The following is a 19,934-nucleotide window of genomic DNA, read 5'->3' as shown; positions in this document are numbered from 1 at the left end:
TAACAATGTTATTGTTTTTATGTAGAAAGATAGAATTATGGTTTGCAATTGTTGGGTAAATCGGTATCACTAATTAAAAAAAGCTGTCTAGAATGATTTCTAGACAGCTTTTTAGTTAAGCTTAATTTAATGAAGTTTTACCAACCTGGGTTTTGACCTAAACCTGGGTTTGTGTTTAACTCTAATTGAGGTATTGGCCATAAAAATTTATAGTCCGATCCAGGTATTGCTGGAACACCGAAAGTTCCAGTATAAGGAGTTCCTAAGGTGAATAATGAAGCTGCTGGAGCTCCGTTTGCAATTTTTGCTGGAATACCATCAATAGGAGCGATGTTGTCACCTTGTAATCTGTGAATATCAGACCATCTGCGTCCTTCCATGATAAATTCAATTCTTCTTTCTACAAGGATTGCTTTTACCATATCTGTTTGAGTAGGTAATGTAGCAGCAGTATAAGCTTGAGTTGCAGGAGTTGCCAAAGATCTATTTCTTACTCTGTTTAATAAAGTCAATGCTGTACCAAGATCTGGTGTTATTAAACGAGCATTAGCTTCTGCCATGTTCAATAGTACTTCAGCATATCTAATTACTGGAGATGCGTCGCTTAAGTTTGTAGCATCAATGTACTTATTGGTATATTTTCTACCTGAAGCAGTGTAGATCATCACGCCTTCTTCTCTTCTTTTGTCATCTAGTAACCAGCTAGCGTTTCTCCAAATAATTGGACTTATAGTAACGAGAGCTCGTGTTTTTAACATACTAGCTAATGCACCATTTACACCAGGATTACTGGTAGCCGAATGTTGAATAGAGAAAATAGACTCTGTGTTCGCTAAATTATTAGTAAAAACACCACTAGGAAGTGCAGTAAGAGTATAGGCAGTATTTAGTTTACTACCTTCTGTTATTACATTAGGCCAATCTCTTTTGTGTAAATATACTCTAGTTTTAAATGCAATTGCAGCGTTTTTAGACGCTTTTGATATTGTATTTGTTGTAATTAAAGTCTCAGCATCATTTAAATCCGCTAAGATTTTAGTATAACATTCAGCTACAGTATTTCTTGGTTTTAAGATTTCAGAATCAATTTCACTTTGCGTATTAATCCCTACTTCTCTGTAAGGAATACCAAGATGAGTTGCACCAGCTGTAAAATTATAAGGTCTAGCAAAATAAGTTAATAACTCAAAGTGCGTAATAGCTCTTAGAAATTTTGCTTGACCAATATAGTCGTTTCCAACAGCTTGCGTGATTGTACCACTCGCAACTGCAGCGGTAACTCCTTCGATCATTAAGTTACATCTGTTTATTAATCGATATCCGTCAATCCAGTAATATGAATTATTAGCAGTTGTAGGATCGTAAGTAGCGGTGTAGGTAAGTTGGTAAAAAGTAGCAGCATTTACTGCGTCTTCTCCTCTACATTCTCCTTGTTCTACAAATGCTGCTCCCCAGATATATCCTCTTCCTCCATTTGCACTAGTTGAGTTGTATTGTCCGACACCTGCCGCATTATAAACTCCATTCATACTAGACTCAATCAATGAAGGTGTCGAAAATGCTGCGTCGTCTGCAATATTGTTAATTGGACTAAGATTTAAGATCTTTTCTTCTGTACATGAATTCATTCCGAAAACAATTACAGAAAGTAATAGTGTTTTTATTATATTTCTCATAATATTTTTTTTATAAACTAACATTTATACCCATTGAAAAGGCACGTGAACGAGGTGTACCGTTTACATCTACACCGAAAGTTTCCATTTCAGGATTGATACCTTTGTATTTACTGATTAACCAGATGTTTTGCGCTTGTACAAAAATTCTAAATTTATCAAGTTTTACATGGTTAAGTAAATCTTTTGGTAGGCTATATCCTATGCTGATATTATCTAGTGAGATGAAATCTCCACTTTCTACGAAACGTGACGTTGCGCTACCTGAAAGGTTTGTAAAAGTATTTGAACTTGCATATAATCTAGGCGTCCATCCATCTCCAGGGTTAGAAACACTTTGCCATCTTCCTAAAATTTCTGTACCGTTGTTGTTGAAGTTTTGATTCATTAACTCTCTTCTTGTTCCGTTAAAGATTTTGTTTCCTCCACTAAATCTAAACATGAAACCAAAATCAAGATTTTTGTAAGTCATATTTGAACTAAAAGATCCAAAATAAGTAGGTAGTGTGTTACCTAGTATTTTTTTGTCAGCTGTACCTAAACTAGCTGCAGTAGCTAAGCTTGCAGGGTTTGCAGGGTCATAAACAAAATATGATGTAGTACTCAGGTTACCCTGAACCAATGATCCATCAGCTTTGTAATAAACAGGGTTACCATTTGCGGCGTTTACTCCCCAATATTTATATCCGTATAGTGAATTTACAGACTCTCCAACTCTTGTAATAATGTTTGGAGCAATGTTAGTGTCCGTAGAAGAGCCACCAATTAAATCTTGACCATTATATAATTCGGTTACCTTATTTTTAGATAGAGTTATGTTCGTTGAAACATTCCAGCTGAAATTTGCAGTGTTGATTACTTTGTAATTCGCAGAAAACTCATAACCTTCATTGTACATTTTTCCAATGTTTTTGTTGATTGTATTTCCAGGAATTCCTAATGAAGGCGATGTAGGTACAGCTAATATTAATTTGTCAATATTGTTTCTGTAATAGTCAAAAGTTAAGTTTAAACGACTATTGAAAAGACCTAATTCAGCACCGTAGTCAATTTTTTTACTTTGTTCCCATTGTAGTGCATCATTTCCAAATTGCGAATAACCAATACCGTTTAATGCTCCGTATGGTGAGCTAATTGTAAGTCCTTTGTATGGATAGTTACCTATGTCTGTGTTTCCAACTTCAGAGTATGATCCTCGTAGTTTTAATTCAGACACAATATTTCTGATAGGTTCCATAAAACTTTCGTTAGTTACAGTCCATCCAGCAGATACCCCTGGGAAATTAGTCCATCTTGTGGATTCACTCAATTTAGATATACCATCTCTTCTGATAGATCCTTGGATGAAATATTTCTCTTTAAAGTTGTATGTAAAACGCCCTAAGTATGAGATAATTCCGTTTTCTGTAACTGATCCACCTGAGTCTTTTGTTGCGTATGAGTTTGTTACTAAATTTTGGTTGTAAAAATTAGATAATAAATCTTTACCTTCTCCAAAGAAGTATTTTGCAGTTTGTTTTTGGTATTCAGACACTAATGTTGCTCCGATATTATGATTTCCTGCAAAAGTTTTCTTGTAATTTAATACATTTTGCCAGTTCCATCTTAAGTATTCAGTATTGTCATTATATATGTAGCCGTTTGAAGAACGACCATCACCATGAATTGGATTCCAGTATTGAAAACCATTAGTGATTGAATTGTCTGAACTTAATTGCATTCTAAAACTTAAATCAGAAGTGATTTTAGCATTTGCATATACATTTGCAAATGTTCTGTTTACTTTTGAATAGTATTTGTTGTTGTTTAGAACGTAAACAATATTTGTAATATTATCACCTACTGGGTCAGTATTTAATCCTTGTCCTACAGTATTTGAAGTTAAAGGTTGTGTTAAATTATATCCAGTTGGGTTAGTAGTATCATAAATTGGTACGTTAGGTACTTGTCTGATAGCGTTAAAAATGTTTCCAGAAAGTCCGCTTGCACTTGTGTTTAAACCGTTGTATTCGGTTCTTGTAACACTTAAATTTGTTCCAATACTTAACCACTTGTTCACATCTTGATCAACATTTGCTCTAATCGAGTATCTTGACATGTCATTCGCTAAGTTGATCCCTTCTTGATCAGTTAAAGATAATGATAAGTAATATTTAGTTCTATCAGACCCACCGCTAAATGATAGGTTGTGATCTAATTGAGTAGCATTTCTTAAAATTGCACTTTGCCAATCAGTATTATAAGTGTTACCAATTGCCCATGGTGCTTGACCTCTATTGGTTCTTTTTTCATTTGATATTACTAAGAAATCAGGAGTTTCTAGTAAATCGTATTTTTTTGCGGCACTTGCAACTCCTAAAGTACTTGAAAAGTTTACTTTTAGCTGTCCTTTTTTTCCAGTTTTAGTAGTAATAAGTATTACTCCATTAGATGCTCGTGAGCCGTAGATTGCCGTTGCCGCTCCATCTTTTAATATTTCATATGATTCAATATCTGCAGGATTAATGTCCCCTAATCCGTTGGTGTTTGCTGCACCTCCAATGTCTCCGGTTAAGATTGGTACACCATCAAGTACAATTAACGGATTTGTTCCACCGGTAAGTGAAGCAACACCTCTAATTCTAATTTTTGGAGCAACTCCAATAATTCCAGATGTAGTAGTTACTTGAACTCCAGTTGCTCTACCAGCTAAAACACCTTCAAAACTTGGTGTAACTAAGTTTGCTATATCTGATCCTTTGATTTTAGATATAGAAGCTGTTACTTCTTTCTTTTTTTGAGTTCCATAACCAACTACTACTACTTCTTCCATTAATTGTGCAGAAGATGTCATAGTGACATTATATGTCGTAGCTGTTTTTACAGTGATACTTTTGTCTTCCATTCCTACGAATGAAAAAATCAATACATCTCCAGGCTTAGCGCTTACGGAATATTTTCCATCAAAACCTGTTTGGGAGCTATTTTTAGTCCCTTTAACAATTATATTTACTCCAGGAATGGGGCCTGAAGCATCTGAAACAATCCCCGAAACAGTCTTTTCTTGAGCAAAAGAAAGTTGCATGGATAGCACTGCTAAGAGTGCAAAAATCAATTTCATTTTAAGTGATTTCATCATAAGTTATTTTGAATTAGTAAGCTGCAAAAATCATATTAACTTATTTTAAAAAAAAATAAATATTTAACAGTTACCTATTGTGTAATTAGTATTTTATTAATATAAAAAAAAATCATAATTTAAGCTATTTAATGATAATTCAAAATTACAGGTTGTATTTTAGAAAGCGTTAAATTTTTTGATTATAATTCGTTAAATATGCAAGAATAGTGCATTGTTTTGTTTTGGTTTTTCTTAAGTTTTTGCTATTATTCTTGTATTTAATGATTAAAAATTAATATTTGTCATGCTATTGAGTTTTTTGTTGCTAGTATTATAGGTAATAAGTTGTCAATTGTTAAGAAAATGGTAGGTATTTTTATTAGGAAAATGGTCGTATTATGATAAATTAGGGTAGTTTTTTCTGATTAATTAATTGACAATATCATAAAGTAAGTTTTTTGCGCACTTTCTACTTTGGAGCATGTTTCAGATGTCAAATAAATTTTTGTCAGGTAGTAATTTAAAACTCATTCGGTGGTATTTAGTAACGCCGTATTTTTTTATTGCTTCACGGTGTTCTTTTGTTGGGTATCCTTTGTTTTTTTTCCAATTATACATGGGGAATTCCTCGTGTATGGTATTCATGTATTCGTCTCTGTATGTTTTTGCTAAGACAGATGCTGCAGCAATACTCATGTATTTTGCGTCACCTTTAATAATGCTTTGATTTGGAATGGATTTTAAAAGTGCTATTTCTGATTTTGAAAAAGTTTTACCAGAATGACTGATTTGTCCTAGTTTGGCATTCAATAGACGGTTTCCGTCTACTATAATGAATTTGGGTATTGGGTGTAATTGTAGGATGCATTCTTGCATTGCTTTCATAGATGCGTTCAATATATTGATTTCATCTATTTCATTTGGAAAGAGGTGGCAAACTGCATAGGATACCGCTTGTTGTTCAATGATGGGTTTGAGCTTTTCTCGAGATTTTTCGGATAATTGTTTGCTGTCGTTTAATGTTGAGTTGGAGAAGTCGGCACTCAGAATTACTGCTGCAGCAGTTACCGGTCCTGCTAGGCAGCCTCTCCCTGCTTCATCTGTACCCGCTTCGATTGGAAAGTTAGAAAAGTTTAGTAATAGCATATTTGTTTTTTTTGCAAAAATATGTTTTTATTACTCTTTTTTAAGTAGGCTAGTGTAAGGTCTTGCATTAATTTAAAAGGGTGTGTTTATCGTGTTTTTGTAAGGCTATCAAATAGAAAGGTAATTATTGATTTTTTTTAACGTCTGATGGTGAGATTGTTATTATGGTAGAAAGTGTCTTATTCGATTAAACTGCCTTTTAGGATCTTATTCATTATCTTTTTTTGTAAGGTATTTAAACTTTTTTAAACTTTTTAATTTTTTTTTTAAGTTTTGCTTTTATTTCTTTTTTAATGTCTGTTTTGAATGGTGTTTTGCTGCTTCTAATATTTATTCTAAATGTTACTAAATTGTTAATTTTTGGAATTTATAGTGAGTTGATACTAAAAAAGATAAGTAGGTTTCATTCTAGTGATTGAAAATGAAATTTTGGGGTCTTTTGAGACTTCTTTAAAGCTAATTGTAGGATTTTTAATAAATACTCTATTATTGTTATTGTTTTAACTTTTTATTTGATAATATTAATCTTTAATTTATATATAATAATGTAAATTTAGTAGTTAATTTTTTCGCAAATTATATTATTCTCCTTTTTTAGTTAAAAATGAGCTAAAATTCTTATTTTTTGTTGCTTTTTAACTATTTTTATTAAGAATAGTGATTTTTTTTTTTTGGTTTTTTTGGTTTTTTTTAAGATATTTGAATTTACTAATTCAAAATAATTTAAAAATGAGATTAAAATTCAAATGGATTTTAACGCTGTTAGCGGCGTTATCATTACAGTTTTCTTTTGCACAAGAGAAAGCGATTTCAGGAGTGGTTTCGGATAATTCTGGACCTTTACCTGGGGTAAACATAATCAACAAGAGTTCTAAAGTTGGTATTCAAACTGATTTTGACGGTAAGTACGCAATAAAAGCAAAAACTGGAGATGTTTTAGTTTTTTCTTTTATAGGTATGGAAGACAAATCGATCACTGTAGGTGCTGCAACTAAGATGAATGTTGTTTTGAAGTCATCTGCTAAATCACTTGATGAAGTTGTAATTGTAGCTTATGGTAAGCAAAAAGCGAAGTCTATTGTTGGTTCTGTTGCAACATTAGGAAGCGATGTCTTACTGAAGCAACAAGCAACAAGTGTAATGACTGCATTACAAGGTAGTGTTACAGGTGTAAATATTATTGCAGCAGGTGGTATGCCTGGTGAGAATCCTACAATCCGTATTCGTGGTACTGGTTCAATTAATGCGTCTTCAGATCCATTAATTATTTTGGATGGTGCTCCGTTCAACGGAAGCTTAAACTCAATTAGTTCTGATCAAATCGAAACAATGAGTGTTTTAAAAGATGCTTCTTCTACTGCTCTTTATGGGTCTAGAGGTGCAAATGGAGTTATTCTTATTACAACTAAAAGAGGTAAATTCAATTCGGCTCCAGTAGTTTCGTTAACATCTTCTGTTGGTTTCTCAGGAAACGCCGTGCCTTTACACAAGTTAGTAGGTTCTGACAGATACATGCAGTTAAATTGGGAAGCGTTAAGAAATACTAATCAGTATGTTAATGCTCAAACCGCTGCAACTGCTGGTGTAAATGCATCAAATAACTTAGTAAGTAATCTAGGGTACAATCCTTACACTGCTGTTAAACCAGTAGATGCTAATGGTAATTTAGTGACAACAGAAAAAAAATGGAATACAGATTGGGCTGATTTAATGTTAAACAACTCAGCTGTAAGAAAAGAGCATACATTGTCTGTTTCTGCAGGTAGCGAGGATACCAAGTATTATTTTACAACAAACTATTTGTCTCAAGAAGGTAATGTTGTTACTTCTAAGTTTGATCGTGTTACAACACGTTTAAGTGTGGATACGAAGGTGAATGATTGGTTGAAAACTGGTGTAACTATGTTTTACTCAACATCTGATCAAAATTTCCCTTCACAAAGTGGAAGTAGCTATCAAAGTGCTATTCAGTGGATTTATACAGTACCTTCAATATATCCAGCTTATAGAGTAGATGGTAATGGAGATTTAGTTTTGGATGGAAAAGGTCAAAAGATTTTTGATTACGGTGCTACTACAGGACAAGCTTTAAATGGTAACCGTCCTACTTTTAATAATGAAAATGCTTATGGTTCATTATACAACTATAAAATTGGATACAAAAGAGATAATTATACTGCCAACGGTTATTTAGAGTTAACTCTAGCGCCAGATTTGACTTTCAAAACAACTTTGGCATATGACAAGTATTTGTACGATTCTTATACCTATGCAAGTAATGAAGTAGGTTATGCTTCGAATGTAAATGGTAGAGTTAGTCAAAATAGAAATGTTACTACAGGTATCAACTTAACTAATGCATTGAACTATAGAAAAACATTTGGTAATCATAGTTTTGGTCTTGATTTAATTCAAGAAGCATACAAATTTAAGTTAGATGCTCTTGGAGCGCAAGGAGAAGGTTTCTTGCCAAGAGTAAACGTATTAAACGGAAGTACAACGCCTTCTAGTGTATCAGGATATACTGCAGAGGATAGAATTTCTAGTTATTTAGGACGTTTAAGTTATAATTTTAAAGAAAAATACTTCGTTGAAGGTTCTTACCGTAGAGATGGTTCTTCAAGATTTAGCCCAGATGTAAGATGGGGTAGTTTTTATGCAGTTGGTGGATCTTGGTTGATTTCTGAAGAGAATTTCTTGAAAGATAACAGTATTGTTTCTGACTTAAAAGTGAGAGGTTCTTACGGAGAATTAGGAAATAATCAAACACAAGATGCTGATGGAAATGCTTTGTATTTCCCTTACAAGCAGTTGTTTGAAACTGGATATAATGAATTGGATAATACAGGAGTTGTATTAGGTGGAGCAGTTGATCCAAATTTAACTTGGGAGAAAACGGCTTCAACAGATATTGGATTGGATTTTGGTTTATTCAATAATAGAATTACAGGTACTGTAGATTATTACAATAAAAAATCAGTTGATTTGATCTATAACAAACCAGTTCCTGGTTCTACTGGAAATACAGGAATTACTACAAATGTAGGAGCTTTAAGAAATTACGGTTGGGAAGTTACATTGAATTCTAATAACATTAGAACACCACAGTTTACTTGGAACACAGGAGTAAACTTATCATTTGATAAAAATGAGATTGCACAATTAACTCAAGCTAGTTTCATCAATGGAAATAAAAGATGGGAAGTAGGAAGATCACTTTATGAATTTTACATGCAAGAATGGGCTGGTGTAGATCCAACAGATGGTTACGCTATGTGGTATAAAGATGAATTAGATGGAAGTGGAAACAAAACTGGTGCAAAAGTTACTACTAAAAAGTACAGTGAAGCTTCTAGAAATTATGTAGGTCAATCATCACTTCCAAACGTAGTAGGTGGACTTACTAACTTCTTTAGATATAAAAATATTGACATGAATATCTTGTTTAACTTCAGTTATGGCGCAAGTGTTTATGATAGTACCTATGCAAGTTTGATGGAAGGTTTTAAATCAAGTGGTAGAGCAGTTCACCAAGATATTGAAAACCGTTGGCAAAATCCGGGAGACATTACAGATGTTCCTTTGTTATTGAACTCAAACAATGATTTCAATTCTCAATCTACTAGATTTTTGTTTAAAAACGATTACATCAGATTGAAAGCTTTAAATTTTGGTTATAATTTCTCTGCAAGTGCAATTGAAAAGTTTCATTTATCTAAGTTAAGATTATACTTCCAAGGTGATAACTTATGGACGTACCAGTCTCACAAAGGAATTGATCCAGAGCAAAGTTTTGCAGGTGCTACAAACAGTAGATCTTACAATCAAAGAGTAATGTCTTTTGGAATTAATTTAGAATTTTAATAAAAAACGAAAAATATGAAAAATATAATTACAAAAATATTCATAGCTGCTATGGCTTTGTTTATGACGGTAGGGTGTAGTGAGGACTTTCTTGACGCACCAGTACCTACAGATGCAGTCGCACCAGATGTAATTTTTACATCAAGAGAAGGTGTTGAGGCTTTTATATCTGGAATAATGAGAAGATTTAGAGGACAGTATACTTCTACTGATTCGGCTGGATTAAACTCTATTTTTTATGCAAGATCATTAAAAGGGAATGATATTATTCAATCTAATACATGGTTTAATTTTGATTATGCAAATGATAATCGTGAGCCTACGTATAGAAGAACAAGTTTTTCTTGGAACTACTGTTTTTACATGATTAATCAAGCTAATGCATTGATCAACGGTGTAGAGGCAAGTGATTTGGCAGCGAGTGATAAAAAAGAGTTGTCAGCTTATGGTTATGCTTTAAGAGGTTTCTTTTACCACCAATTAGTTTTGGAATTCTGTCCTACATACAGTGCAGATAAAACTTTTCCAGCGCCACCTATTTATACGGAACTTTCTTTAACAGGAGGACCAATGTCTACAGTTGATGATGTGTATAAATTAATTGTTAGTGATTTAACAAAAGCGGTTGATGGTTTAACAGCTAGCCGTTTAGGGAAATCATATATCAACAAGAATGTAGCGCAAGGAATTTTAGCTCAAGTTTACCAAGTAATGGGTAACTGGCAGGGAGCTGCTGATAATGCAAATGCTGCTTACGGAGGAAATCCAACAGCTGTATTAGCTCCAGCTAGCTATAGATCTGGTTTTGCAGATATTTCTAATGTAGAATGGATTTGGGGAAGCGCTCAAAGAACTGATCAGTCTAATTATTACTGGAATGCACCTGCTTCTATGGCAGATCATTTCACTACTTCTTATTCTGCTACATACATTAATAATGATTTTGTAAATAAATTTTCTGCAACAGATGTTAGAGCATATTTTGTTAGAAAAAGTACTTCTATAACAAGTACTAGTGATTATAGATATTGGGTTACTCGTAAATTTACATTTACGTTTGATGGTGATAACGCTATTATTAGAACACCAGAAATGATCTTAATCGAAGCAGAAGCAAAAGCTAGAATCACTGGAAAAGAAACAGAGGCACATGATTTGTTATATGTTTTACAAAAGAACAGAGATGTAAATGCAGTTAAATCTACTAATACAGGTACTGCTTTGATCGATGAGATTTTATTGGAAAGAAGAAAAGAGCTTTATGCTGAAGTAGGTGTTGAGTGGTTTGACGCTAAACGTTTAAGAAAAGGAATTACTCGTACAGGAAATCATAGAATAGGTACTGCGGCTAATTTAACTGCTGATGATAAGAAATTTTACTTAAAAATTCCTCAAGCAGAAATTGATGCGAATCCGTTTATTGACGAATCTGTTAATGCTAATAGATAATTCATTAAATTAATTGAATAGTAAACCGAGTTGGACTTCATGTCCAACTCGGTTTTTTTTTATCCAAAAAGTTTCTCCATCCGTTACGTTAAATAATAAATCTATTTTTTAATATCTGCTTATTATAATTTACCTTTGCTTCAATTATTAGACTGAGGCTGATAGTCCTAATTATATATTCATTTCAATGAGAATCGTTACTTTATTATTTTTTATATTAATCCCCATGCTTTTAATTTCGCAGGTACAATCAGGCAAAAGATCGGATAGTTCCAGTAAATTTCAAAGAAAATCAGATACAATCAATGCAGCAAAAGTAGCTCCTATTGATCAATATCGTTTTATAAACATAGAGCGCGATACGACTTATTTAGATACTTCGTTAACCATTCAGCGTGAATATTCTTTTAATTATCTTCGCAAAGATAATTTTGGACTGTTAGCTTTCCCTAATGAAGGGCAAACCTACAATACGCTGCAGTACAGCTTAACTAAGTATTCGCCTTATCCAGAATTTGGATTCAAGGCTAAGCATTTTAGTTTTTTAGAAGCAAATGACATAAAATACAGCTCTGTAGCAACTCCTGTAACCGAATTATATTTTAAATCAGTTATGCAAAAAGGGCAAACGCTTGATGCTTTTTTTACTTTAAATACCTCACCAAGATTAAATTTCTCAATAGCTTACAAAGGTTTACGTTCCCAAGGAAGGTATATCAATCATCTGTCGAGTACTGGAAATTTTCGTTTTACAACAAGTTACAGCACCTTGACTAGTAGGTATGTAGTAAATGCTCATTTTACTTCACAAGATATTTCGAATGAAGAAAATGGAGGGATTACTACCACATCCGATTTTGAAAGTGGTGATTCCAACTATACTACAAGAGAACGGCTAGAAGTTTATTTGACCGATGCAAAGTCATTTTTAAAAGGCAAACGTTTTTTTGTAGACCATTTTTTTAGAGTAAATCCCACTAAAGGGGCTAATAACCTTTACGTAGCTCATCAATTTAATTACGAAAATAAATTTTTCGAATACAATCAACCCACAGTAGGTTCTACAGTTGGCTCCTCAACAATTTACCGATTTGGTGATTCGTTTCTAAGTTCAGGAATCAATGATCAAACGCATTATAACAAAATGTATAATAAAGTAGGCTTAGTCTATGAGAATACCACCTTAGGTAAGTTTCAGTTTTTTGCAGATGATTTTAGATCTAATTTTTATTACGATCAAATATTAATTTTTGACAGTAAAACAGTCCCGGCATCCTTGTCAAGGCAAATCAATAGCGCAGGCGGACAGTACGAATACCAAAAAAACAAGTGGAACGGTAAATTCCTGTACTCAAGATCAATTACCAATCAATCATTGTCTAATTTGGATGCAAAGTTAAATTATGAGCTCAATGATGCGTATCAATTTACTTTTGGTTATCAAAACTTAAACAAATTACCAAATGACAATTATAATTTGTATCAAAGTAGTTATGTCGATTACAATTGGTCCAATGATTTTAAAAACGAGAAAATCAACAGCTTAACAGCTACTGCTGCCACACCATGGATAGAAGCCTCGTTACAGCTAACAACTTTAAATGATCATTTGTATTTTGAAAATACAGCTACTGACGCTAGTCAACAAATTATTACCCCAAAGCAATACGGAAGCACTATAAATTACCTTTCTATAAAAGCGAGTAAAGAATTTACCTTTGGTAGATTTGCGTTCAATAATACTGTTTTATATCAAAAAACAGATCAGCAAGATGCTGTTTTAAACGTACCCGAAATTGTAACGAGAAATACAATTTACTATACAAATTTCATGTTTAAAAAAGCCTTATTCTTGCAAACTGGAATAACACTCAATTATTTTACAAGCTATTTTGCTAACGACTATAATCCTGTAATTGGGGAGTTTTTTACGCAAACTAAAAAAGAAATTGGGAACTATCCAAATCTTGATTTTTTCATCAATGCAAAAATTCAAAGAACAAGAATCTACTTTAAAGCGGAGCATTTTAATTCGTCATTTACAGGGAATAATTTCTATTCAGCACCCAATACACCATACCGCGACTTCACGATCCGTTTTGGCTTAATCTGGAATTTCTTCAATTAATCAGTAATTTTTTTGGGCGTTTTAACGCGCTATCCGCTATATATTTACTTGCTTAAAGAAAGCAAGTAAATGATGCCGCTACTATCACGAACGCGGGGCCAACTATGTGTGGTTGTTTTGTAACAAATCCCTATCTTTGCAGCAATATTTATAACAAAAACAACTTTTAAAATAATTTTAAATGCATTACGCTGATAATATATTAGGTACGATAGGAAATACGCCTTTGGTGAAACTAAACAAAGTAGCCCAAGAAATAGATGCACTAGTACTAGCCAAAGTAGAAACTTTTAACCCTGGAAATTCTGTAAAAGATAGAATGGCTGTTAAAATGATTGAAGATGCTGAGGCTGATGGTCGTTTGCAACCAGGTGGTACTATTATTGAGGGTACATCGGGTAACACAGGAATGGGATTAGCATTGGCGGCTATTATAAAAGGCTACAAGTTAATTTGTGTGATTTCAGACAAACAGTCTAAAGAAAAAATGGATATTCTGCGTGCAGTAGGAGCCAAAGTTGTAGTATGTCCTACTGATGTTGAGCCTACTGATCCAAGGTCATACTATTCGGTTTCAAAAAGATTAGCTACAGAAACGCCAAATTCTTGGTACGTAAATCAATACGATAATCCATCAAATGCCATAGCTCATTACGAGCAAACAGGTCCGGAAATTTGGGATCAAACAGAAGGGAAGATTACTCATTTTATTTCTGGTGTTGGTACTGGAGGAACAATCTCTGGAGTAGGAAAGTATTTAAAAGAAAAGAATCCAAATATTAAAATATGGGGTATTGATACTTATGGTTCTGTTTTTAAAAAATACCATGAAACGGGAATTTTTGATGAAAACGAAATCTATTCGTATATCACCGAAGGTATTGGAGAAGATATTTTGCCAAAAAACGTTGATTTTTCATTGATAGACGGTTTTACTAAGGTAACTGATAAAGATGCGGCTGTTTATACTCGTAAAATTGCTCTTGAAGAAGGGATTTTTGTTGGTAATTCGGCAGGGGCAGCTATAAAAGGGCTTTTACAATTAAAAGAACACTTTAAACCCGAAGATGTAGTGGTGGTGTTGTTTCATGATTCTGGCAGCCGATACGTAGGTAAAATGTTTAATGACGATTGGATGCGTGAGCGTGGATTCTTAGAAGAAACGGTTACAAAAGCAGAAGATGTTATAAAAGATCATATAGAGAAACCATTAATCGTTGCTAAGACAGAGGAATTGGTTTCTCACGCCATCGAAAGAATGCGTAAATACAAAATTTCACAAATTCCAGTCATGGATATTACTGGTTTTGTAGGATCTCTAGATGAGTCTGATTTGTTTCAAAGTTATGTCAATGACAAAAACACTGCCGATAGACCGATCCGAGAAATAATGGGAAAACCATATCCTATCGTCCCAATGGGAACTACTATTGAAGCAGTTTCTAAGTTGTTTTCAAGAGAAAACGCTGCTGTTTTGATTGATTTAGGTAATGGCAAGCACCACATTATAACAAAATATGATATTATTGGTTCCATAAAATAATTTCAAAACTATTTTTTTTTGCCGCGAATTGTATAGTAAAATTCAAATTTATTTGAAGTAGTTGCTATTAATTCGCGGCTTTTTTAATTTATTTATATACTTTAGTATGCTACTTTAATTCTATTATAATAATGACTTTTACTGCTATCGATTTTGAAACAGCAACTGCATTCCATCCCTGTTCCGTAGGTATTGTTACCGTAGAAAACGGTCAAATTGTGGACGAGTTTGTCACCTTAATTAAACCACCTAATAATTTGTATTCCCCTTTTACTATTCAGGTACATGGGATCTATCCTAGGGATACTGTGAATGCAAAATCGTTTTTGCAAGTTTTTCCAGAAATTCAAAAAAGACTACAAAACAAAGTGGTTGTAGCGCATAATGAAAGCTTTGATAGAAATGTGTTGGCTAAGTCTATGGCGCTTTATGGTTTGAATTATGACGATTTAAATATAGCTGCGCGCTGGGAATGTACGGTGAAAATTTATAAAGCCAAAGGCTTAAAACCTACTAAATTGAGTGATTGTTGCAGGGCGATGAATATTGCTTTGAATCACCATGAGGCATTATCGGATGCTCGTGCTTGTGCAAAATTATATCTACTTAAGTAAGATTTTACTTTGGGTCTTAAAGTCAAACGTAATTGTTTTTTGATTACATTAGTGTCTTAAAAACAAGGTTTTAAGATGAAAGAAGATTTTCTACACTATCTCTGGAAATTTAAAAAGTTTGATTGTTTAGATTTAAAAACAACAAATAATGAGGATGTAATTATTACTCAAGTTGGTCAATATTTAGAATTGGCTGGGCCTGATTTTTTTAATGCTCAAATTACAATTGGCACACAAAAATGGGCTGGAAATGTCGAGATTCACCTTAAATCTTCGGATTGGTATGTACATCATCATGAAAGGGATGCGGGCTATGAAAACGTTATTTTACACGTAGTCTGGGAGCATGATACGGAGATTTTTCGCAAAGATAATACAGAGATTCCTGTCCTTGAATTGAAGCAGTATGTGGATCAAGATACGGTAACTAATTATCAGTCGTTAATGGCGCCAAAGTCATGGATTTATTGCGAAAAACAATTGAAAGAAGCAGATCTATTTACTGTGAAAAACTGGCAAGAACGTTTGTTTTTTGAGCGATTAGAAAGGAAGTCAAAACCCATTTTTTCGTTACTTAACCAGACTAACAACGATTGGGAGGCTGTTTTGTTTGCTCTTTTAGCTAAAAATTTTGGTTTAAATACTAATGGCGACGTTTTTTTTCAAATTGCCAACTCGATACCGTTTAGTATTATTAGAAAAGAGAGCTCCGAAGTTGAGAATATTGAAGCACTACTTTTTGGAAATTCTGGATTATTAGATGTTGAAAAAGAAGATAATTACTTCAAAGACTTAAAAATTAGGTATTTTTATTTACTACATAAATATCAATTGGAAAAGGTGCATATTGCGCCTGTTCAATTTTTTAAACATCGTCCTGATAATTTTCCAACGATTAGGTTGTCACAATTGGCTAATTTGTACCATCTGCACCGCAACTTGTTTTCAATAATTATTGGATTAAAAACAGTAGAAAGTTGTTACGAGCTCTTTCAGGTTCCTTCTTCAGATTATTGGCTTGATCATTATCAATTTGATAAGTTGAGTCCCAATAAGAAAAAGATGTTGTCAAGATCCTTTGTTGATTTGCTGATTATAAATACAATAGTTCCTGTTCAATTCGCTTACGCAAAAACACTTGGTACGGAGATTTCCGAAAGTATAATAGATTTATTGATGGATGTTAAACCAGAGAAAAATGCCATTATAGACAAGTTTAATTCATTTGGATTGAAAGGAGTCAATGCTTTTGAGACACAATCTTTATTACAGCTAAAAAACGAATATTGTGCAAAGGGAAGGTGTTTGGACTGTGCAATAGGAGTGCTATTGATGCGGGAGCTGTGATTGGTAGTAATAAAATTGTATTTTTGTAGTTTCGATTGTAAAACAAAGAATAATGGCTGAAAAAATTAGTAAGGTGATCAAGATGAAGTATTTTTTTGAAAAATATGGGTTTCATGTTTCATCAAGATTAGCCGATAGACTAGGGATGCGCGTGACCAGTGTTAGGTTGTTTTTTATCTATATCTCGTTTGTCACTGCAGGTCTGTGGTTTGGGGTGTATCTCACATTAGCATTCTGGATCCGGTTAAAAGATTTAGTACGCACCAAAAGAAGTTCGGTATTTGATTTGTAAAATAACAATTAATCAATGAAAAAGGGATTACAAAGTTTTGACACTTTATAATCCCTTTTTCATTGATTAATTTTGACTGTTATTTTTTGTCTGGATTATTCAATATACTGTTTTTCTTTCCGTATAAGAAGTAAATGATTACTCCGATAACCATCCAAATCGCAAGTCTTTCCCAGCTTACAATAGGTAAACCAGCCATCAAGATTAAGCAGATGATGACTCCTACTATAGGGAATACAGGTACAAATGGTACTCTAAAACCTCTTTCGGCATCTGGATTGGTTTTTCTCATTACAATAACCCCAATACATACAAGGGCAAATGCAAATAAGGTACCTATACTTACCATGTGACCCAAATCAGATACTGGTACAAAACCAGCAAATACACTTACAAAAACCATGAATAGTAAGTTTGTTTTATAAGGTGTTCTGTTTTTTGTGTGTAATGTACTGAAGAATTTAGGTAATAAACCATCAACGCTCATACTGTAGAATACTCTACTTTGTCCCATCAACATTACTAACATTACTGAGGTGTATCCTGCAATAATCGCGATTGTTAATGCTGAGTTTAAGAATGTATAACCTGTCTTAGCAAATGCTGTAGTCACGGGACTAGCATCTCCTTTAAAGTTTAGGTAGTTTTCTAAACCAGTTAAAACAAAAGCAAATAATACATATAAAATGGTACAGATTATTAAAGATCCTAAGATACCAATTGGCATACCTTTTTGTGGGTCTTTAGCTTCTTGTGCCGCTGTAGAAACCGCATCAAATCCTATAAATGCAAAAAACACAACTCCTGCACCTCTAAGAATACCACTCCAGCCATAATGACCAAAGTAATCACTGCTAAAGAAATTTAAGAATGTCATTTTCCCTGAACTCAATAAAGATTCACCTTCATTTACAGGGATAAAAGGAGTATGATTTGCTCCATCAATAAAGCCCCATCCAATTCCAATGAATACAATAACAACAGTTACTTTTAGGATAACCAAAATGTTATTTAGCAAAGCAGATTCTTTTGTACCTCTAATTAATAAAAAAGAGAGGGCGAAAATAATTAAGATCGCTGGTAAGTTAATTAATCCAGGAGTTTTGTCCCATGGTCCGTGGAGTATTGCTTGCGGAATATGAAGTCCGTAATTACCGAGGAATTTATCTACGTATTGGGACCAACTCACGGCTACTGTTGCAGCTCCAAGCGCATATTCAAGAACTAAATCCCACCCAATAATCCAAGCAACAAATTCTCCCATTGTAGCATACGAGTACGTGTAAGCACTTCCTGCAACGGGGATCATAGATGCGAATTCAGCGTAGCACAATCCAGCAAAGGCACAACCTATAGCTGCTAAGATGAAAGATAGGGTTACTGCTGGTCCTGCATTGTCTGCGGCTGCGATTCCTGTTAAAGAAAATAGTCCAGCACCAATTATCGCTCCAACTCCAAGAGCAACAAGGGATCGAGCAGATAGTGTTCTTTTTAACCCTTTCTCGTCTTCTGAAGCTTCATTTAGTAAAACCGATAGCGGTTTTGTTTTCCAAATTGACATATATTTATTGGTTTAATTGTTATTAGTGCCCAAATGTATTGTTTTTTACAAAATATAAAAACAATTTTGATAATTTAACTAAAAAAAATAATGTGCTAAGATGTTTGTTTAACTTCGAAATTCGAATATTTTTAGTTGTTTACTAATTAAATAGTTATTTTTTTAATAAATCGATAAATATAATTGTGAAAATATTTTTTTTCGGTTCGAGTTTCATAATGCAAATTTGTTTAAATTTATTGTTTAATAAAAGAACTGGTTTTGTAGACGTTGTGGTTTAGTACTAATGTTTTTAATCAACTGCATTTTTAATGGATTTTAATAAGCTTAATTGTTATTTTAGATTTTCCAAAGAGCAGCGCGCAGGTATTTTTTCACTGTTTCTTGTTATCGCTTTTTTGCAGTTAGGCTATTATTACTGTGATGGTTTGGCTGTGCTTAGTAAGCAAAGCGATTCGGGAAAGCAACAATGGATGTCTTTGCAGGCTGAAATTGATTCTTTAAAATCGGGCTCTGTTACTGCTGTTCAAAAAGTGTATCCTTTTAATCCCAATTTTATTACGGATTATAAAGGTTATAAATTGGGAATGTCTGTTCAGGAAATTGACAGACTGCTTGCATATCGCAAGGAGGATAAATATGTTAACTCGGCTGCAGAATTTCAAAAAGTCACTCAGATTTCGGATTCTTTGTTGCGTACTATCGCGCCATTTTTTAAATTTCCTGATTGGGTAAAGAATAAGAAGGATTATGTAGCTTACAAAAATAAATCGTACCCAATATTTGAAAAGAAGAAAAAAACGCCGCTTATCGATCTTAATATTGCAAGTCAGGAAGATTTGGTTAAAATATATGGAGTAGGTGAGGTGATTTCGAAACGAATTTTAAATTTAAAAGAAAGTTTAGGCGGTTTTGTATCTATGGAACAGGTTAAGGAGGTTTGGGGTTTGTCTCCAGAGGTAATTGATAATTTGTATAGTCACTTTACAGTTTTGCCTTCTAATACTATTAAGAAAATTAGTATCAATAATGCGTCCTTAAAAGAAATGGCTCAGTTTCCTTATTTTAAATATACGTTAGCAAAAGATATTATTATTTATAGAAGCATGAATGGTGATTTTAAAAATATTGAGGATTTAATAAAAATTAAGGGTTTTCCTGTTGAAAAAGCAAATATAATTGCCTTATATTTGGACTTTAATTAGAAGTGCATA

12 protein-coding genes are annotated in these 19,934 nt (G+C 33.4%); 8 read left to right on the top strand and 4 right to left on the bottom strand.

The features are described from left to right. Positions 1 to 137 precede the first annotated feature (137 nt). The 3 genes from H8R24_RS00500 to H8R24_RS00490 form a co-directional block, all read right to left on the bottom strand. Positions 138 to 1,676: a RagB/SusD family nutrient uptake outer membrane protein gene (locus tag H8R24_RS00500; RefSeq protein WP_187016619.1), complete on the bottom strand. Its 1,539-nt coding sequence runs from the start codon at positions 1,674 to 1,676 to the stop codon at positions 138 to 140. Positions 1,677 to 1,686: 10 nt separating this feature from the next. Beyond that, positions 1,687 to 4,794: a SusC/RagA family TonB-linked outer membrane protein gene (locus tag H8R24_RS00495; RefSeq protein WP_187016618.1), complete on the bottom strand. Its 3,108-nt coding sequence runs from the start codon at positions 4,792 to 4,794 to the stop codon at positions 1,687 to 1,689. A gap of 468 nt (positions 4,795 to 5,262) precedes the next feature. Further along, entirely contained in the window at positions 5,263 to 5,922 is a 660-nt protein-coding gene (locus H8R24_RS00490) for a ribonuclease HII (RefSeq protein WP_187016617.1), read from the bottom strand. A 729-nt stretch (positions 5,923 to 6,651) separates the two neighbouring features. Here H8R24_RS00490 and H8R24_RS00485 point away from each other — a divergent pair. The 7 genes from H8R24_RS00485 to H8R24_RS18120 all read left to right on the top strand — a co-directional run bounded on the left by H8R24_RS00485 (position 6,652) and on the right by H8R24_RS18120 (position 17,159). After that, positions 6,652 to 9,786: a SusC/RagA family TonB-linked outer membrane protein gene (locus tag H8R24_RS00485; protein ID WP_187016616.1), complete on the top strand. Its 3,135-nt coding sequence runs from the start codon at positions 6,652 to 6,654 to the stop codon at positions 9,784 to 9,786. 15 nt (positions 9,787 to 9,801) lie between these two features. Next, on the top strand, positions 9,802 to 11,235 hold the full coding sequence (locus H8R24_RS00480) for a RagB/SusD family nutrient uptake outer membrane protein (protein WP_187016615.1): 1,434 nt from the start codon (positions 9,802 to 9,804) through the stop codon (positions 11,233 to 11,235). A 187-nt stretch (positions 11,236 to 11,422) separates the two neighbouring features. Beyond that, positions 11,423 to 13,363: a putative porin gene (locus H8R24_RS00475; protein ID WP_187016614.1), complete on the top strand. Its 1,941-nt coding sequence runs from the start codon at positions 11,423 to 11,425 to the stop codon at positions 13,361 to 13,363. A gap of 181 nt (positions 13,364 to 13,544) precedes the next feature. After that, entirely contained in the window at positions 13,545 to 14,906 is a 1,362-nt protein-coding gene (locus H8R24_RS00470; RefSeq protein WP_187016613.1) for a pyridoxal-phosphate dependent enzyme, read from the top strand. A gap of 131 nt (positions 14,907 to 15,037) precedes the next feature. After that, the gene (locus H8R24_RS00465) at positions 15,038 to 15,520 is read left to right on the top strand and encodes a 3'-5' exonuclease (protein WP_187016612.1); all 483 of its coding nucleotides are present in this window, start codon (positions 15,038 to 15,040) and stop codon (positions 15,518 to 15,520) included. A 75-nt stretch (positions 15,521 to 15,595) separates the two neighbouring features. Then, positions 15,596 to 16,867, top strand: a complete 1,272-nt coding sequence (locus H8R24_RS00460; protein WP_187016611.1) for a DUF2851 family protein — start codon at positions 15,596 to 15,598, stop codon at positions 16,865 to 16,867. A gap of 52 nt (positions 16,868 to 16,919) precedes the next feature. After that, positions 16,920 to 17,159 (top strand): PspC domain-containing protein, encoded by a 240-nt coding sequence (locus H8R24_RS18120; protein WP_225876747.1) that lies wholly within the window; start codon positions 16,920 to 16,922, stop codon positions 17,157 to 17,159. A 79-nt stretch (positions 17,160 to 17,238) separates the two neighbouring features. Here the strand turns inward: H8R24_RS18120 and H8R24_RS00450 are convergent, their stop codons facing one another. Further along, on the bottom strand, positions 17,239 to 18,720 hold the full coding sequence (locus tag H8R24_RS00450; RefSeq protein ID WP_187016610.1) for an amino acid permease: 1,482 nt from the start codon (positions 18,718 to 18,720) through the stop codon (positions 17,239 to 17,241). A 311-nt stretch (positions 18,721 to 19,031) separates the two neighbouring features. Here H8R24_RS00450 and H8R24_RS00445 point away from each other — a divergent pair, with 311 nt between their 5' ends. Beyond that, positions 19,032 to 19,925, top strand: coding sequence for a ComEA family DNA-binding protein (locus tag H8R24_RS00445; RefSeq protein WP_187016609.1), 894 nt, complete (start codon positions 19,032 to 19,034; stop codon positions 19,923 to 19,925). Positions 19,926 to 19,934: the final 9 nt, after the last annotated feature.

The organism is Flavobacterium muglaense, assembly GCF_014305155.1.
GTDB classification, from domain to species: domain Bacteria; phylum Bacteroidota; class Bacteroidia; order Flavobacteriales; family Flavobacteriaceae; genus Flavobacterium; species Flavobacterium muglaense.
This window is presented reverse-complemented; position numbering and strand designations above follow the sequence as displayed.

Bases quoted from the DNA above. Each gene is read 5' to 3' on its own strand.
- H8R24_RS00500 (WP_187016619.1), bottom strand. From the start codon at position 1,676: ATGAGAAATATAATAAAAACACTATTACTTTCTGTAATTGTTTTCGGA.
- H8R24_RS00495 (WP_187016618.1), bottom strand. From the start codon at position 4,794: ATGATGAAATCACTTAAAATGAAATTGATTTTTGCACTCTTAGCAGTG.
- H8R24_RS00490 (WP_187016617.1), bottom strand. From the start codon at position 5,922: ATGCTATTACTAAACTTTTCTAACTTTCCAATCGAAGCGGGTACAGAT.
- H8R24_RS00485 (WP_187016616.1), top strand. From the start codon at position 6,652: ATGAGATTAAAATTCAAATGGATTTTAACGCTGTTAGCGGCGTTATCA.
- H8R24_RS00480 (WP_187016615.1), top strand. From the start codon at position 9,802: ATGAAAAATATAATTACAAAAATATTCATAGCTGCTATGGCTTTGTTT.
- H8R24_RS00475 (WP_187016614.1), top strand. From the start codon at position 11,423: ATGAGAATCGTTACTTTATTATTTTTTATATTAATCCCCATGCTTTTA.
- H8R24_RS00470 (WP_187016613.1), top strand. From the start codon at position 13,545: ATGCATTACGCTGATAATATATTAGGTACGATAGGAAATACGCCTTTG.
- H8R24_RS00465 (WP_187016612.1), top strand. From the start codon at position 15,038: ATGACTTTTACTGCTATCGATTTTGAAACAGCAACTGCATTCCATCCC.
- H8R24_RS00460 (WP_187016611.1), top strand. From the start codon at position 15,596: ATGAAAGAAGATTTTCTACACTATCTCTGGAAATTTAAAAAGTTTGAT.
- H8R24_RS18120 (WP_225876747.1), top strand. From the start codon at position 16,920: ATGGCTGAAAAAATTAGTAAGGTGATCAAGATGAAGTATTTTTTTGAA.
- H8R24_RS00450 (WP_187016610.1), bottom strand. From the start codon at position 18,720: ATGTCAATTTGGAAAACAAAACCGCTATCGGTTTTACTAAATGAAGCT.
- H8R24_RS00445 (WP_187016609.1), top strand. From the start codon at position 19,032: ATGGATTTTAATAAGCTTAATTGTTATTTTAGATTTTCCAAAGAGCAG.